Below are 15,905 nucleotides of genomic sequence, written 5' to 3'. Positions count from 1 at the left end.
GTTCTTCTTTTACTGGACATAGTAGATTCTCCTTCTTGTTATCTATTATTCTACTTGCCCTTAATTTTACTGTCCAACTAAGTGTAGACTATTCAAGTTGACTATTTTTAAGGTTGTATATTTATCATTTAATCTAATTTATTTAATAGGATTAATTGTTTTATGGATTTTTTATGAGCGATATAAAGATAAAGAAGTAAATGTTCTTAAAGTGGATCGTATCATTACAATTATTATAATTTTTATTATTTTGAATATGGTGTTAGGGCTAATTAATGCGTTTGTGTAATTTTGGGGGGCTCTTATTAATTATTCGCTATTCAAAACAAGAAACGTATTCGATTTATATTTCGAATACGCTTTTTAATTTGAATGAAATCAACAATCAAGTTAGATATAGCCTTAGATAAAATACTCTTCGAATATTAACTTTTATGCCATTTTTGACCTTTGCCAAGTACAATTGGCGAGTTCTTTAAATTCTCAGTAGCAAAAGTAAGCATCGCTTTCATTGGACACTTTTTTTAGAGGTTGTTCACCACATCCTCAATTTTTCTCATAAGATATTCTTGAGGTAGTTGATCAAGTCATTTCAATTTGATCTCTTTCAGGATTATTTTTTCACGTCACCATTCTCCATTACCTCAAAAATTTTGTTTTTATTACATGTGTAGTTGATTTGAGCGGAGGTGGCGCCCGCCCGCGGAAAGCGTCCACCGTAGCGGAAATCAACGGTCGTATCTATTTATATATATTCTAAAATAAAAAGACCACTCAAAGAGTAGTCTTTTCTAATTTATTAGTTGAATTAAGCGATAGGACCGCCGTTTTTCACGATATCTTCTGATACAACACCGAATTTTTTGAAGTTTTCTCGGAACATGTCAGCAAGAGCAGAAGCTTTTTGATCATAAGCTTCTTTATCTTTCCATGCGTTACGTGGATTTAATACTTCAGTTGGAACACCTTCAACAGCTACAGGTATTTCTAGACCGAAGATAGCATCTTTTTCAGTGGAGACGTTATTTAATTTACCATCGATTGCGGCACGAACCATTGAACGAGTATAAGAAAGTTTCATACGGTTACCAACGCCATATTCTCCACCAGTCCAACCAGTGTTTACTAAGAATACGTTTACTTTGTGTTCATCGATCTTGTTACCTAACATTTCAGCATATACTGTTGCCGGAAGTGGTAGGAATGGAGAACCGAAGCATGTTGAGAATACTGGTTCAGGTGAAGTAACACCGCGTTCAGTACCTGCCAATTTAGATGTGAAACCACTTAAGAAGTGATACATTGCTTGCTCTTTTGTTAATTTACTGATTGGAGGCAATACGCCAAATGCATCTGCAGTTAAGAAGATGATTGTTTTTGTATGACCTGCAACAGATGGATCAACAATGTTTTCGATATTTTGAATTGGGTAAGCAACACGGGTATTTTCCGTTAGCGAACCATCGTCGTAATTTGGAATACGTGTTTCTTCATCAATTACTACGTTTTCTAGTACAGTACCAAAACTGATAGCATTGTAAATTTCAGGTTCTTTCTCTTTAGAAAGGTTGATAGTTTTAGCATAGCATCCACCTTCGATATTGAATACACCGTTGTCAGACCAACCATGCTCATCATCGCCGATTAATTTACGGTCTGCATCTGCAGATAAAGTTGTTTTACCTGTTCCAGATAAACCGAAGAATAGTGCTACATCGCCTGCTTCACCAACGTTTGCTGAACAGTGCATTGAAAGAATACCTTGTTGTGGTAATAAGTAGTTCATGATACTGAAAATCGATTTTTTCATCTCACCAGCGTATTCAGTTCCGCCAATTAGGATGATGCGTTTTTCAAGAGAAACGATAATGAAAGTTTCAGAATCAGTTCCATCTACTGCCGGGTCCGCTTTGAAAGTTGGAGCAGAAACGATTGTGAAGTCAGCTTCATGTGTTTCTAGCTCTGCTTCAGTAGGACGAATGAATAATTGATGTGCAAATAGGTTATGCCAAGCGTATTCATTTACTACTCGAATAGCTAAACGAGATGATGTATCTGCACCTGCAAAACCGTTAAATACAAATAATTCTTCTTTTTCTTTCAAGTAGTTAACTACTTTAGTGTACAATGAATCGAAGATATCCGATGAGATTGGTCTATTTACTTTACCCCAATCAATTTTATCTTTCGAACTTTCTTCTTCAACCATATATTTATCTTTAGGAGAACGACCTGTATATTTTCCTGTGACTGCTCTTACAGCACCATCAACAGTTAAGATTGCTTCACCGCGTGAAGAAGCTTTTTCTGTTAATTGTGGTACTGAAAGTTGTTCCAGAATATTTTCACCTTTCAATAATTCCTTCAGTTCATTCGTAATTTCTACTGAATTCATCGTTTTACGTACCATCCTTTTTATATTATTTCTCTTGTTAGAGGGGATTTATATTTCATTTTCGAAATTAGTATAACACATTTAGTTAAATAATCTATACTAATTGCAATATAATTTTTATGAAAATTGTACTTTTTTTTAAGAAATAAAAAAGATGTTGACAACTAAGCTATAATGTTCTAATATGTGAAATTGAACGGATACTCTTATCCCGAGCTGGTGGAGGGTCAGGCCCTATGAAACCCGGCAACCTGCATTGTGTTTTTATGTGATGCGCTGGTGCTTAATCTGATGCAAGGATTTTATCCTTGAACGATAAGAGTGAAAGGTGCTTATGAATTATTCCCTTCCACTCATTAGTAATAATGGGTGGAAGGGTTTTTTTATCTAAAATAGACCAATTCCTAAATTTTTGATAAGTATATGTAATTTATGCGGTTCTATTTATATATAGTGGCACTTTCTAGAATCCTCGTGTTAAAAGCAGCAACGGCTTGGTGTTCAATCCTACTGGAAAGAACTAACATGGGTAATGAGTACCGTATCATTTCCGAGGCAATCTCGCAGATAATAGGAGGAAACCAAATGACAAACCGTCGACTGTTTACATCAGAGAGTGTAACAGAAGGACATCCAGATAAAATTTGTGATCAAATTTCGGATGCCATTTTAGATGAAATCGTTTCAAAAGACCCGAATGCACGTGTTGCGTGTGAAACTACAGTAACAACTGGTCTTGTATTAGTAGCAGGAGAGATTACAACATCAACTTATGTTGATATTCCTAAAATCGTTCGTGAAACGGTAATGGAAATCGGCTATACGCGTGGTAAATATGGCTTTGACGGTGAAAACGTTGCTGTTTTAACAGCAATCGGTGAGCAGTCAGCTGATATCGCATTGGGTGTTGACCAAGCTCTTGAAGCACGTGAAGGTTCAATGACAGATGAAGACATTGAAGCAATTGGTGCTGGTGACCAAGGTTTAATGTTTGGATTCGCTTGTAATGAAACACCTGAGTTAATGCCTTTACCTATTAGCTTGGCACATAAATTAGCTCGTCGATTATCAGAAGTTCGTAAAACACAAGAGTTAGCTTATTTACGTCCGGATGGTAAAACTCAAGTGACAATTGAATATGATGAAAATAATCATCCTGTTCGCGTTGACACAATCGTTATTTCAACTCAGCATGATCCAGAAGTGACATTAGAGCAAATTAAAGAAGATTTACAAGCGTGCGTAATTGCTCCGGTTGTTCCTACTGAATTACTTGATGAGAACACAAAATACTTTATCAACCCAACTGGTCGCTTTGTAATTGGTGGACCAAAAGGTGACGCAGGGTTAACAGGACGCAAAATTATCGTAGATACTTACGGTGGATACGCTCGCCATGGTGGCGGTGCATTCTCTGGTAAGGATGCGACTAAGGTGGATCGTTCTGCAGCTTATGCGGCGCGTTATGTTGCAAAAAATATTGTAGCAGCTGAACTTGCCGAGCGTTGTGAAGTACAACTTGCTTATGCGATTGGTGTTGCACAACCAGTTTCAATTGCAATCGATACTTTCGGTACTGGTAAAGTGAAAGAAGCAGATTTGGTTGAGTGGGTTCGTGAATTATTTGATTTACGCCCAGCAGGCATTATTAAAATGCTTGATTTACGCCGCCCTATCTACAAACAAACAGCTGCTTATGGCCATTTCGGCCGTACAGATTTGAATGTTCCATGGGAAGCTACAGATAAAGCTACCGTTTTAAAAGATAAAGCTGGACTTTAATTCATTCTGGAAAATCCCAATAATACTAAATATCCCGAGTTACATATTGATTATTTTAGTAATCAAATGTAGCTTGGGATATTTTTTGTTTTTATATAGAAGAAACTCACAATAAGAAATTAAAAAAACCTGAGAAATCGTATGAAAAACGATACTCAGGCTTCTAGATTTAGTTATTTTTGTAGTGATTTATAATATTGTCCTTTTTCATAATACTCATTCACAATGCGATCCATATCTTTTTTATCTTCTTCAGTTAACTCGCGAATAACCTTTGCAGGGCGTCCAAATACTAATGTGTTAGGAGGGATTATCTTACCTTGTGAAACGAGACTGCCGGCACCAATAAATGCGCCTTCACCAATTTCAGCACCATCTAGGATAATTGAAGCCATCCCAACAAGAGCGCCTTTTTTTACAGTACAGCTATGTAATGTTACTTGATGTCCAATTGTCACATCGTCTTCTAAGATAAGTGGATATGCAGGACTTTGATGTAAACAACATAAATCTTGGATATTTACTTTGCGTCCTATAATTGTAGGAGAAACATCTCCACGGATAACCGTATTATAAAAAATAGAAGAATCAGGTCCTATAGTAACATCGCCAGTGATAATAACGTTATCGCCGACAAAAGCGGATGGGTCAATAGATGGTTTTTTGTCTCTGAATGGATAAATCATCGAAAAATGCCTCATTTCAAGTTATTATGTATTATTATCGTAACAAAAGGAAGACATGAATGGAACAGTTATAGTAAGAATACGTTAAAATATAAGATAGGAATTTATGAGGTGAGATAGTAATGTGGAAATGGGAAACTGACGGCCAAGCAAGAGCCGTCGCTGTAATTATACATAGTGCATACGAACATCATCGTCGATATGCATGGCTAATTGAAAACTTAAGAACGTCTGGTATTCATGTTATTTCAGGAGATTTACCTGGACATGGAGAGGAGAGTAGACATAAAAGTGTGCATAGTGAAGAGTTTAAAAGTTACGAAACATTTGTTAAACAACTAATGCAAGCGGCTTTAACGTATAACTTACCTGTATTTGTAGTAGGACATGGTTTAGGCGCTATTTTAGGAATCCATGTTGTTGAAAAATTTAAGTATGAATGTACAGGGATTATATTAACGTCACCTTGGATGCATTTAAAACACCAACCATCAAAATTATCAAATGCATTAACAGGTTTAAGTAAACTAACTGGCAATCTAAAAATCAATCATGAAATTAATATAAAGCACTTAACAAGAAGTTATGAATTTTATAAAGAGGAAAAAGACGATATTTATTATAATGATGTCATTACTGTCAATTGGTATCGCGAACTTCATGGTTTCATGAAGGGGATATCACAACAAACGGTATTTCCCAATATCCCTATTTTATTAATGAATGGTGGTAACGATAAAATAGCGGATGTAACATATAGCAAAAAATGGATTTCGCAACAAAGTCTATCAGAATATCAATATAAAGAATGGAAAGCTTGTTATCATGATTTATACCAAGAACCTGAACGCGAGGATATTTATGCATATATGGAGAGTTTTATCTTTAATGCATTGAAATCAGTTGGCTACATCATATAAAGTTTGACGGAATTTTACGGAATTCCGTCTTTTTATATTGTAACCGATTTCAATTGTCTTATAACACATTAGGGATATTTCAAATTTGATGGTTTTGATATATAATACATAACAATTGCTATTTCGATAGAATGAATTCTTCCTTTATTAGAAATGGGCAATTTCGAAGAATAATTTATTATGATCAATGGGGGACAATAGATGGAAGCCATTATTACCAGTGTTTATGGGATTTTATGGGGACCGTGGATGATTTACGGTATTCTGCTAGTTGGATTATTATTTACTATATTAACAAAAGGTGTACAAGTTCGTTTATTGAAAGATATGTTTAAACAAATCTTCAGTGGAAAAGAATCTGAAGCGGGTGTGTCCTCTTTCCAAGCACTGTCTATGGCATTATCTGGTCGTGTTGGGACAGGTAATATCGCGGGTACTGCAACAGCAATAGCTTTTGGTGGACCGGGTGCGATTTTCTGGATGTGGGTAATTGCCTTCATAGGATCTGCAACAGCTTATGTAGAATCAACATTAGCACAAATATATAAAGAGAAAAGAAACGGTGTTTACCGAGGTGGTCCTGCATTTTATATTGAGAAAAGTACAGGGAAGCGTTGGTTAGGAATGATTTTTGCTGTAGCAGCAGTTGTGGCAATGTCGTTTCTACAACCAACCGTACAATCAAATGCCATTGCTGACTCGATGTATACTGCATTTGGCATAGAGCACTGGATTTCAGGTGTAGTCGTATGTATTATTTTAGGTGCTATTATTTTCGGTGGTGTAAAACGTATAGCCTCAGTAGCTTCTTTTATCGTACCGTTTATGGCGTTAGGGTATCTTCTTGTAGCGGCTATTGTCATTGTTGTAAATATTGAAAAAGTACCCGAAGTACTTTCTTTAATTATTCGAAGTGCATTTGGTCTCGACTCGACTTTTGGTGGGATGATTGGTGCTGCAATAGCATGGGGAGTAAAACGTGGTGTCTATGCAAGTGAAGCGGGACAAGGTACGGGTCCTCACCCAGCTGCAGCAGCGGAAATATCTCACCCAGTAAAACAAGGTCTAGTTCAAACAGCGTCTGTATACTTAGCAGTATTTTTAGTTTGTACAGCTACAGCATTCATGATCCTATTCTCAGGTATGTACAATGTTCAGCTTGATGATGGGAAAGGTGAATATTTAGTTGAAAATGCACCAGGGATTATAGCGGGGACAGCTTATACTCAAGCTGCGGTGGATAATGCATTTCCCGGTGCTGGGGTAGGTTCTGGCTTTGTAGCCATTGCATTATTCTTCTTTGCTTTTACAACTACAATGGCCTACTACTACATTGCTGAAACGAATGTTGCTTATATGTTTGAAGGGAAGCGGCAGAAAGTGGGCATACGCGTCGTACAAATTATTATCATTGCCACGACTTTTTATGGAGCCGTTCGAACATCTGATTTAGCTTGGGTGTTAGGTGACATTGGTCTTGGTCTAATGGTTTGGGTGAACATTATCGCGCTATTGTTCTTGGTGAAACCATCTCTTATTGCATTAAAAGATTACGAAGAGCAGAAAAAGCAGGGGATTGATCCTCAATTTGATCCTATCAAATTAGGTATCAAAAATGCTGATTTCTGGGAACAAAAAAATAAGGAAAGAACTTAAGTGTTCATCTAATATTTGAATGATTTTTCCGTTTAATGAAGATTTATATTCATTTTAATATAGGAGCGTCTCTTTGTCAGAAAATGACTTAAGGGGCGCTTCTTTTGTTAGGAATTATTATAGTAGCTAAAGCACAAGTAATAATCATTACTTTATGCTTTCTGGAAAAATATAGATTTTAAGATTAAAAGGAAAAACACTTTACTTAAATAATAATGCGCACAATTCGGATTTTTCTGATATTTAACACATATATTGGTTTACGGTTTATGAAATTTTAGCTATCTAGCAGAACATGACACATATCTTTCACTAGTGTTATTTGGGGGATTTCATATTCCTTTCACCTAATAGGGGAAACACCGCATCGCTGAAAAATAAAGGGGGGAATGTATGGAGAGTTTAGTTTCGTTTCTGAATGACTTTTTATGGGGGCCATGGATGATTTACGGCATACTCGCTGTAGGTTTATTTTTCTCAATTATTACACGATTTTTACAAGTTAGATTGATAAAAGACATGTGTGTTCTTATGTTCAAAGGTGAAAAGTCGGAAAAAGGTATATCTTCATTCCAAGCAATGTCGATTGCGTTATCCGGTCGAGTAGGTACAGGTAATATTGCAGGTACAGCTACAGCTATCGCATTTGGCGGTCCAGGTGCAGTATTTTGGATGTGGGCTATCGCTTTTATTGGAGCTGCGACAGCTTACGTTGAATCGACACTCGCTCAAATTTATAAGGAAGAAAAAGATGATCAATATCGTGGAGGTCCAGCTTTCTATATTGAAAAAGGCTTAGGCAAAAAAAGTTTTGGTGTAATTTTCGCGATTAGTGCATTAATAGCAATGGCAGTTTTAATGCCGGGTGTACAAACTAATGCAATTGCAGGTGCAATGGAAAGTGCTTTTGGGATTAAAATGTGGGTTTCAGGACTTATCATAGTTGTTTTATTAGCAATTATTATTATTGGTGGTATTAAATCAATTGCAAAAGTAGCGCAATATGTCGTTCCTTTTATGGCGATTGCTTATATCTTAATGGCAATAGTGATTATTTTTATGAATATTTCTGAAGTACCAGCAGTGTTTAAATTAATCTTTGCGAATGCCTTTGCTTTGGACTCTACCTTTGGTGGTATTATTGGGGCAGCGATCGCCTGGGGGGTCAAACGTGGTATTTACTCCAATGAAGCGGGCCAAGGTACAGGAGCCCACCCTGCAGCAGCAGCAGAAGTATCTCACCCAGCTAAACAAGGTATTGTGCAAGCGGCTTCCGTCTACATTGATACGTTATTAGTATGTTCAGCAACAGCATTTATGATTTTATTTACAGGAACCTTTAATGTTTATGATGAAGCGAATGCAACATTCCTTCATCAAGGTGACTTCGGTAAAGGGATCGTGGCATCTAATATTGAGGCTGGGGCGGCGTATACACAATACGCAGTGGACTCAGCTTTACCTGGCTTCGGTTCAGGGTTTGTAGCCATAGCGTTATTCTTCTTTGCCTTTACAACCGTAATGGCGTATTACTATATCGCAGAAACTAATATATCCTATCTGTTTAAAGGAAAGACCGAGAAGGTATGGATTTGGATCATGAAATTTGTATTCTTAGCGGCAGTGTTCTATGGTACCGTGAAAACTTCTACAATAGCATGGGCTCTAGGTGATGTAGGGTTAGGATTAATGGTTTGGGTAAACGTCATAGGGATTCTATTCGTTATGAAGCCGGCTTTACTTGCATTAAAAGACTATGAAGTTCAGAAAAAACAAGGAAAAGATCCTGTGTTTAATCCAGAACCATTAGGTATAAAGAATGCAGACTTCTGGGTTAAATACAATAAAAATAAAAAATCAAAATAACATTTCAAGTACTAAGGGTGTTTCATATCCCTTAGTACTTTTTATTGGTGTTATATAATAAGTTTCGTTACTCTTTAGCTAGGAGGCGATCTTTTGGACATTCGATTAAGTATTTTAGACCAGTCACCCATTTCTGAAGGTTCCAATGCTATGGAGGCGTTGCAACAAACAACGTTTTTAGCGCAGAAAGCAGAGGAATGGGGTTATTCAAGATTCTGGGTTTCAGAACATCATGACACAACAACTTTAGCGGGTTCATCGCCTGAAATACTAATAGCTCATTTAGCGTCAGTAACAAAAAGCATTCGAGTTGGTTCAGGTGGTGTCATGCTACCTCATTATTCAGCGTATAAAGTTGCTGAGAATTTTAAGTTATTAGAAGCCTTATACCCAGGGCGCATTGATGCGGGGATGGGCAGAGCGCCAGGTGGTATGCCGCGTGCAACCCAAGCTTTACAAGATGGGAATTTTCGTGATGTCAATCAGTTCCCTACACAGATTGATAATTTACTTATGTATTTGCATGATGCAGTACCAAAAGGTCATCCATTCCAAGGTTTAAAAGCAACGCCAGTAGCCAACAGTGCACCACCTGTTTGGATGCTTGGTTCAAGTGCTAATTCAGCATATCTAGCTGCGGAAAAGGGCCTACCATATATGTTTGCCCAATTTATAAATGGTGATGGTGGCGCATCGTATGCAAAGGCATATAGAGATCGCTTTAAGCCATCTAAATATTTGCAACAGCCAAAACAAGCAGTTGCAGTTTTTGTTGTTTGTGCAGAAAATGAAGAAGATGCTAAGAGAATTGCATCATCAAAGGAACTATCTATGCTCCGTTTAGCACATGGTAAGCCATCTGCTGGAACGCCGTCTATTGAAATAGCTATGAATTATCCATATACAATCTATGATTTGCAAAGTATTGAAGAATTCCGTAAAAGATTAATTGTAGGAAATCCTCAACAAGTGAAAGAACAAATTGAAAACTTAGCAGAAGTATACCAAACAGAAGAAGTAATGCTTGTAACGATTGCTTACAATTTTGAAGACAAATTAAAATCCTTTGAATTAATTGCAAAGGAAATACTATAAAAATAACCTCTACTTAGCCAATTTAGCTATGTAGAGGTTATTTTTATTAACTAGAAATCTTATCAGATTCATTAGAAGGGTGATTGCTATATTGTGATAGTGCCTCTTCTTCTATCGGAATACGTATAAGCATCATGCCATAATTAAGCAACGTAAAAAGAATAGCCGTAAAATATTCCTGGAAAATAAGAGGTATGATGGCGATTTCAAGTGCAACAATGGCGTAATTTGGATGTGGCATCCATTTATACGGTCCCTGTTTTACAAGTTTGGCACCTGGTAAAATAATAATTTTGGTATTCCAAAAACGACCAAGTGATTGAATAGCCCAAACACGTGCAAATTGTAGTGTTAAAAAAGCTATTAGTAGAAAAGGCCAGAGCGGGCTCAGTGAAGGTTTGAACCATAAATATTCAACGAGTAGGCTACATAAAAAGAGAGTATGCAACATCACGATAAGAGGGTAGTGTCCCTGCCCAGCTTCAATAGCTCCTTTGTCTTTTTGATATCGCTCATTTGACCGTGCAACCATTAATTCACCCAAACGCTGTATACAAATTAGGGTGAAGACAATAGTAAATAGCAAGTCATCACTTCCATTCTAAGAGTAATAATTCTCCACTAAAGCCAGGACCAAGAGCGGCCATTAAACCGATATCTCCTTTGTTAGCATATTCTGTCATTGTTTTTTCTAGTACATATAAAACAGTAGGTGAAGACATATTGCCATGTTCCTGCAATATAGTTTTACTTGGTATGAGTAATTGCGAATCTATTTGTAAAGCCGTTTCATAAGCAGCCAATACTTTTTTTCCACCTGGATGTGCTACGAAATGATTGAGGTTTGACAGTCCTGTTTTATTAGCTTGCAAAAATTCTCCTACAAAAGGTGCTAGCCAGTTTTCGATAACGCTTGGAATGCTTTTGGCGAAAATGACGTGAAAGCCTGTATTTTCAACAGCCCATCCCATGACATCTTCTGAGTCTGGAAGCCATTTGGAAGCGGTAGCTTGAATAGCGGGTAGTGGTTGACGAGAAGGCGCCATGACAGCATCGCCACAAACGAGTGCACAAGCGACACCATCTCCAAAAAGGGATGTGCCAATAAGGTTACTTTTAGTAAAATCATTAGCCTGGAAGGTAAGGCTACATAGCTCAATACATAGTACTAAAACTTTTGCTGCAGGATGGGCAATACAGTAGTCATTAGCCCGACTAATTCCTGCGGCACCACCGCCACAACCTAAGCCCCAAATAGGGATCCGTACAACATGCTCAGAAAAAGGGAGTTTGTTCATAATTCGAGCATCAATACTTGGCGTGGAAATACCAGTACTAGAGATAAATACAATCGCATCAATATCCTTCGTACTTACCCCACCAGCTTTTTCTAAACATCGCTCAATAGCAGTAACGCCAAAAGAGACAGCATGCTCAATGTAAAGTCGATTACGTTCAGCGAAATCATGATCTTGTTTATACCAATCAATTGGCATAGTAAGATGGCGATTAAGAATTTCACCATTTTCAAAAACTTTTAGATAGCGCTCGAGTTGAGTTATTTTTTGTGAAAAAAGAGTACGAACAAAATGCTCAGCTTGAGTTTGTACTAATTTAAACGGAGGATTATATGTACTAACTGCATGGATTTTTGGCATACTGATTCTCCTTATTAATATAGAATGTTATTAGTATCACTATGTGTAATACCTTTTATTCATGTATTTTTTAAAGGGAATGAGTTGAAAAAAGACTTCTATTACCTGAATGAACGGTAATAGAAGTAATAAATTGGTAGTCAGGCTATGGTAGGTCCTTCATTTTCTCTAGAGCGATGATAAATGGAGGATCATTCTTTTGATTAATAAATTCATAACGTAATACATGAACATATTTTTGTGGAAGGTCACTAACAAAGGCTAATAATCTGTCGCGCTCATCCTTGCCACCTTCATGACCATGATACACAACGAGAATAATCATACCACCAACATGTAGTAGGTCTAGTAAGTTTGAAACAGCTTCGATTGTAGTATCAGGCTTTGTGACAATTGAGTGCTCACTGCCAGGTAAATAACCGAGATTAAAAATAGCTGCTCTAATAGGTTCTGAAACATATTGTTTTACATTTTGATGTCCATCTAAAATAACTGTGGCTTGCTTGTCTAATTGGCTTTCAGCAAGGCGTGACTTTGTTGCGTCAACAGCTTGCTGCTGCACATCAAAAGCATAGACATGACCTGTATCACCTACAAGCTCTGCTAAAAAGGCTGTATCATGACCATTACCAGCTGTCGCATCAACAACAGAATCGCCAACTACTACTGTATCTGCTAGTAAAGCTTTTGTGTATTGCAGAACGCGTTGAAGTTTCATTTAGTTGTCACTTCCGCATTGTAAAGCTTCCCTTGCCAGCTACCTCGTCTTTCTAGTTCGGCATCAATGCCATTTAAAACTTCCCACTTGTTAACACTCCACATTGGACCAATCATTAAGTCGATAGGTCCGTCACCAGTAATTCGGTGTACGATCATTTCAGGGGGAATAATTTCTAGTTGGTCAGCTACCAGCTTAATATATTCATCCTTATCCAGAAATTCAAGGATACCTTTTTCGTATTGTTTAACCATAGGTGTACCTTTTAATAAATGAAGTAGATGAATTTTAATCCCTTGTACATCAAGATTAGCGACAGCTCGTGCAGTCTCCATCATCATTTTATTTGTTTCTAGAGGTAACCCGTTAATGATATGACTACATACTCGAATATTATGCTTGCGTAATTTTTCGACGCCTTCAACATAAGTCGCAAAATCATGTGCACGGTTAATCATTGTCGCTGTTTTTTCATGGACAGTTTGTAAACCTAGTTCTACCCATAAATAAGTTCTTTCGTTAAGTTCAGCTAAATATTCAACGACATCATCAGGTAAGCAATCAGGTCGGGTAGCAATACTAATCCCCATAACACCTTCTTGGGCTAAAGCTGCCTCAAATTTCTCTTTTAAGATTGGTAATGGAGCATGTGTATTTGTATACGCTTGGAAATAAGCCATCGTTTTGCCGTTTTTCCATTTTTGCTCCATCTTATGTTTAATTTTTTCGAATTGAACTGGAATTGGGTCAACGCGATCACCAGCGAAGTCTCCCGAGCCAGCTGCACTACAAAATGTACATCCACCAAATGCTACAGTACCATCACGGTTTGGGCAGTCAAAACCTGCATCCAAAGCTACTTTATATACTTTGTGACCAAACTCGTCACGTAAATATCGATTCCATGTATAATAACGTTTCCCATCAGAAGGGAACGGAAATAAATTTTCAGTCATGCATTTTCACTCCTCTAACGAACTATTTTAACATGGGAATGGCCTATACATCGAATCATTTTGTTTAAGTGAAAAAAATAATAGAAAAAAGCTTATTGGGGTTGTTGAAATAGTGGAAATGAAATAAAATTATTTAGTTACACGAAACAATGGGGGTATGGGGATGCCGAAAAGTGTCTGGTTATTAATTATTGGGATGCTTGTAAATGTTACAGGTAGTTCGTTTTTATGGCCGTTAAATACAATTTATATGCATGATCATCTAGGGCAATCTCTATCTGTGGCAGGACTTGTGTTAATGGCAAATAGCGCTGCAGGTGTTGTTGGTAATTTACTAGGTGGTTATTTATTTGACCGATATGGCGGTTATAAGGCAATAATGTTCGGCATTATTGTGACGATTTTAGGTCTAATCGGCTTAACGATTTGGCATGGTTGGCCACATTATGTGTGGTTTTTAACACTTATTGGTTTTAGCGGTGGAGTAGTATTCCCAAGTATGTTCGCAATGGTAGGTACTGCTTGGCCTGAAGGGGGTCGACGTGGATTTAATGCGATTTACTTAGCTCAAAACTTAGGAGTAGCGATTGGGCCAGCTCTTGCAGGAGTCGTGGCATCGTATAGTTTTGACTATTTATTCAGTGCGAATTTATTAATGTATATTGTATTTTTCTTTATTGCATTTTATGGATTTCGTTCAATGGGTGAACAATCAATGGGGCCAACATCTGTTGTCAGTGAAAGTAAACACGTGAAGGATAAATCCTCTTTTATAGCACTATTAATATTATCATCAGGTTTCCTATTCAGTTGGATTGCCTATTCACAATGGACGACAACAATTTCATCTTATACACAAGATTTAGGTATTTCATTGAAGCAATATAGTTTGCTTTGGACTGTAAATGGTTTACTGATTGTAATTGGGCAACCACTGATTAATCCGATTGTAAAGAAATTGGAACATCTCATGAAAGCTCAGCTAGTGTTAGGGATTGCCATTTACATCATATCCTTTATTGTAGTGAGCTTTGCAGAATCATTCCAGATGTTCATGGTCGCGATTATCATTTTAACTTTTGGTGAAATGTTCGTATGGCCAGCAATTCCTACAATTGCTAGCGCATTGGCGCCAAAAGGACGGGATGGATTTTATCAAGGGATTGTAAATAGTGCAGCGATGATAGGTCGTATGGTCGGACCCTTCATAGGGGGAGTATTGGCTGATCAACTAGGAATGCATATCATGTTTATCGTTTTAACGATTTTCCTTGCGATTGCGATAATACCTTACATCATGTATGACCGACCGTTGAAAGATAAAAAAACTGAGAGTCTTTGAGATTCTCAGTTTTTTGTTTGTATAAAATACTAAATAAATACATATATTTGCTAGAATTTGAATATTTGATACTTGTTTGCGAAAATAGAAGAGGGAGAAATTTCAAATAAAGAAAGGGGTAAGAAAGGTGAAGCCTATATATACTTCTGCAAGTGAAGCTATTGCTGACATTCAAGATGGTATGACGCTTATGGTTGGTGGATTTGGCTTAGTTGGTATTCCAGAGCAACTCATTTTAGCTTTAGTTGAAAAAGAAGTGAAAGACCTAACCATTATTTCAAATAATTGTGGTGTAGATGATTGGGGACTTGGACTTTTGCTACATAAAAAACAAATAAAGAAAATGATCGGCTCTTATGTAGGGGAAAATAAGGAATTCGAGCGTCAAGTGCTATCTGGTGAAATTGAGGTAGAACTGACACCTCAAGGTACACTAGCCGAGAAAATCCGTGCAGGAGGAGCAGGGATTCCAGCATTTTATACACCTGCGGGAGTGGGGACTCCAGTTGCGGAAGGAAAGGAAACGCGCATATTCGATGGTAAGGAATATGTTTTAGAGGAAGCATTACGTGCAGACTTTTCCTTAATCAGGGCAGCTAAGGCAGATCGTTTTGGTAATTTAATTTATAACAAAACAGCACAAAATTTTAATCCAATCATGGCTGCAGCTGGGCGTTTTACAATTGCTGAGGTAGAGGAACTAGTGGAGCCAGGGGATATTGATGCTAACCAAGTTCAAACACCGAGTATTTACGTCCAAGGCATAGTACAGGCAAAACAGGAAAAAAGAATTGAACGTTTAATGATTCGTTCTTAAAGAAAGGGGACTTT

The 15,905-nt window shown here is 37.3% G+C and carries 13 protein-coding genes and 1 riboswitch; of the genes, 7 read left to right on the top strand and 6 right to left on the bottom strand.

Features of this window, described 5'->3' with window-relative positions:
* Positions 1 to 808 precede the first annotated feature (808 nt).
* The gene (gene pckA, locus ACQKMD_RS06910) at positions 809 to 2,395 is read right to left on the bottom strand and encodes a phosphoenolpyruvate carboxykinase (ATP) (protein ID WP_427750615.1); all 1,587 of its coding nucleotides are present in this window, start codon (positions 2,393 to 2,395) and stop codon (positions 809 to 811) included.
* 203 nt (positions 2,396 to 2,598) lie between these two features.
* Positions 2,599 to 2,717: riboswitch (SAM riboswitch) on the top strand.
* A 263-nt stretch (positions 2,718 to 2,980) separates the two neighbouring features.
* On the opposite strand from pckA, the gene metK reads away from it, so the two are divergent.
* On the top strand, positions 2,981 to 4,177 hold the full coding sequence (gene metK / locus ACQKMD_RS06905) for a methionine adenosyltransferase (protein ID WP_427750614.1): 1,197 nt from the start codon (positions 2,981 to 2,983) through the stop codon (positions 4,175 to 4,177).
* Positions 4,178 to 4,350: 173 nt separating this feature from the next.
* Here the strand turns inward: metK and ACQKMD_RS06900 are convergent, their stop codons facing one another.
* Positions 4,351 to 4,863, bottom strand: a complete 513-nt coding sequence (locus ACQKMD_RS06900) for a gamma carbonic anhydrase family protein (RefSeq protein ID WP_427750612.1) — start codon at positions 4,861 to 4,863, stop codon at positions 4,351 to 4,353.
* Between the two features lie 122 nt (positions 4,864 to 4,985).
* On the opposite strand from ACQKMD_RS06900, the gene ACQKMD_RS06895 reads away from it, so the two are divergent.
* The 4 genes from ACQKMD_RS06895 (at position 4,986) to ACQKMD_RS06880 (ending at position 10,400) form a co-directional block, all read left to right on the top strand.
* Complete coding sequence (locus ACQKMD_RS06895; RefSeq protein ID WP_427750610.1) at positions 4,986 to 5,783, top strand: alpha/beta hydrolase; 798 nt, start codon at positions 4,986 to 4,988, stop codon at positions 5,781 to 5,783.
* 201 nt (positions 5,784 to 5,984) lie between these two features.
* Positions 5,985 to 7,439 (top strand): alanine/glycine:cation symporter family protein, encoded by a 1,455-nt coding sequence (locus ACQKMD_RS06890; protein ID WP_427750608.1) that lies wholly within the window; start codon positions 5,985 to 5,987, stop codon positions 7,437 to 7,439.
* A 393-nt stretch (positions 7,440 to 7,832) separates the two neighbouring features.
* A complete protein-coding gene (locus tag ACQKMD_RS06885; RefSeq protein ID WP_427750607.1) occupies positions 7,833 to 9,305 on the top strand; it encodes an alanine/glycine:cation symporter family protein in 1,473 nt (490 codons plus the stop codon).
* A gap of 93 nt (positions 9,306 to 9,398) precedes the next feature.
* Entirely contained in the window at positions 9,399 to 10,400 is a 1,002-nt protein-coding gene (locus ACQKMD_RS06880) for an LLM class flavin-dependent oxidoreductase (protein ID WP_427750605.1), read from the top strand.
* Positions 10,401 to 10,446: 46 nt separating this feature from the next.
* On the opposite strand, the gene ACQKMD_RS06875 is transcribed toward ACQKMD_RS06880, so the two are convergent.
* The 4 genes from ACQKMD_RS06875 to ACQKMD_RS06860 all read right to left on the bottom strand — a co-directional run bounded on the left by ACQKMD_RS06875 (position 10,447) and on the right by ACQKMD_RS06860 (position 13,732).
* Complete coding sequence (locus ACQKMD_RS06875) at positions 10,447 to 10,932, bottom strand: isoprenylcysteine carboxyl methyltransferase family protein (protein WP_427750603.1); 486 nt, start codon at positions 10,930 to 10,932, stop codon at positions 10,447 to 10,449.
* Between the two features lie 58 nt (positions 10,933 to 10,990).
* Positions 10,991 to 12,058, bottom strand: a complete 1,068-nt coding sequence (locus tag ACQKMD_RS06870; RefSeq protein ID WP_427750601.1) for a type III polyketide synthase — start codon at positions 12,056 to 12,058, stop codon at positions 10,991 to 10,993.
* Between the two features lie 145 nt (positions 12,059 to 12,203).
* Entirely contained in the window at positions 12,204 to 12,776 is a 573-nt protein-coding gene (locus ACQKMD_RS06865; RefSeq protein ID WP_427750599.1) for a class I SAM-dependent methyltransferase, read from the bottom strand.
* Complete coding sequence (locus ACQKMD_RS06860) at positions 12,773 to 13,732, bottom strand: TIGR01212 family radical SAM protein (protein ID WP_427750597.1); 960 nt, start codon at positions 13,730 to 13,732, stop codon at positions 12,773 to 12,775. Before ACQKMD_RS06860 ends, ACQKMD_RS06865 begins: the two co-directional genes overlap by 4 nt.
* Positions 13,733 to 13,895: 163 nt before the next feature.
* Between ACQKMD_RS06860 and ACQKMD_RS06855 the strand changes: the two genes are divergently transcribed.
* Together ACQKMD_RS06855 and ACQKMD_RS06850 are read left to right on the top strand one after the other, a co-directional pair.
* Positions 13,896 to 15,074 carry an MDR family MFS transporter gene (locus tag ACQKMD_RS06855; protein ID WP_427750596.1) on the top strand — a complete coding sequence of 393 codons (1,179 nt, stop codon included), beginning with the start codon at positions 13,896 to 13,898 and terminating at the stop codon, positions 15,072 to 15,074.
* A gap of 127 nt (positions 15,075 to 15,201) precedes the next feature.
* The gene (locus ACQKMD_RS06850; RefSeq protein ID WP_427750594.1) at positions 15,202 to 15,891 is read left to right on the top strand and encodes a CoA transferase subunit A; all 690 of its coding nucleotides are present in this window, start codon (positions 15,202 to 15,204) and stop codon (positions 15,889 to 15,891) included.
* Positions 15,892 to 15,905 lie beyond the last annotated feature (14 nt).

Source organism: Viridibacillus sp. NPDC096237, assembly GCF_050278625.1.
In the GTDB taxonomy this organism is placed as follows: Bacteria; Bacillota; Bacilli; order Bacillales_A; family Planococcaceae; genus Viridibacillus.
Note: the sequence above shows the minus strand (reverse complement) of the source record. Positions and strands in the feature narration are given on the sequence as shown.

Bases quoted from the DNA above. Each gene is read 5' to 3' on its own strand.
- pckA (WP_427750615.1), bottom strand. From the start codon at position 2,395: ATGAATTCAGTAGAAATTACGAATGAACTGAAGGAATTATTGAAAGGT.
- metK (WP_427750614.1), top strand. From the start codon at position 2,981: ATGACAAACCGTCGACTGTTTACATCAGAGAGTGTAACAGAAGGACAT.
- ACQKMD_RS06900 (WP_427750612.1), bottom strand. From the start codon at position 4,863: ATGATTTATCCATTCAGAGACAAAAAACCATCTATTGACCCATCCGCT.
- ACQKMD_RS06895 (WP_427750610.1), top strand. From the start codon at position 4,986: ATGTGGAAATGGGAAACTGACGGCCAAGCAAGAGCCGTCGCTGTAATT.
- ACQKMD_RS06890 (WP_427750608.1), top strand. From the start codon at position 5,985: ATGGAAGCCATTATTACCAGTGTTTATGGGATTTTATGGGGACCGTGG.
- ACQKMD_RS06885 (WP_427750607.1), top strand. From the start codon at position 7,833: ATGGAGAGTTTAGTTTCGTTTCTGAATGACTTTTTATGGGGGCCATGG.
- ACQKMD_RS06875 (WP_427750603.1), bottom strand. From the start codon at position 10,932: ATGGTTGCACGGTCAAATGAGCGATATCAAAAAGACAAAGGAGCTATT.
- ACQKMD_RS06870 (WP_427750601.1), bottom strand. From the start codon at position 12,058: ATGCCAAAAATCCATGCAGTTAGTACATATAATCCTCCGTTTAAATTA.
- ACQKMD_RS06865 (WP_427750599.1), bottom strand. From the start codon at position 12,776: ATGAAACTTCAACGCGTTCTGCAATACACAAAAGCTTTACTAGCAGAT.
- ACQKMD_RS06860 (WP_427750597.1), bottom strand. From the start codon at position 13,732: ATGACTGAAAATTTATTTCCGTTCCCTTCTGATGGGAAACGTTATTAT.
- ACQKMD_RS06855 (WP_427750596.1), top strand. From the start codon at position 13,896: ATGCCGAAAAGTGTCTGGTTATTAATTATTGGGATGCTTGTAAATGTT.